The 575-nt window shown below is 55.8% G+C and carries 1 protein-coding gene; it reads left to right on the top strand.

Features of this window, described 5'->3' with window-relative positions:
- Positions 1-575 (top strand): zinc-binding dehydrogenase (locus tag BIY29_RS19955; protein WP_147437201.1); only part of this gene is annotated, 575 nt, incomplete at both ends.

A 575-nucleotide genomic window follows, 5' to 3' on the forward strand; every position in this document is an offset into this window, starting at 1 on the left:
GCCGCAGGTGGTGTGGGCCTGATTGCCTGCCAATGGGCGAAAGCGCTGGGTGCCAACCTGATTGGTACCGTCGGCTCAGAAGAAAAAGCCCAGCGAGCGAAAGAAGCCGGGGCATGGGCGACCATTAACTACCAGACCGAAGACATCGTTGCTCGCGTTAAAGAGCTGACCAATAACCAAAAAGTCGATGTGGTGTATGACTCCGTGGGCAAAGATACCTTTGAGCGCTCACTCGACAGCCTGAAGCCGCGCGGCCTGCTGGTCAGCTTCGGCAATGCCTCGGGCCCGGTGTCTGGCGTTAATTTGGGGATTCTGTCGCAGAAAGGCTCACTGTTCGTCACTCGCCCGAGCCTCGGCAGTTACATCACAAACCGTGAAGAGCTGAAAACCGCCAGCGATGAGCTGTTCTCGCTGATCGCCAGCGGCGCTATCAAAGTGGATGTCAGCGACGCGCAGAAATTCCCGCTGTCCGTTCTGCTTGAAAAAAAAAAACAAGACAAAACAGCAGAAAGCCGCGCCTGCAGTGATCACAGACAGAAACGACAGATGTGTGTGTGGCGGGTACTGGACTTGCA

This window comes from Brenneria alni, from assembly GCF_003666245.1.
Lineage (GTDB): Bacteria > Pseudomonadota > Gammaproteobacteria > Enterobacterales > Enterobacteriaceae > Brenneria > Brenneria alni.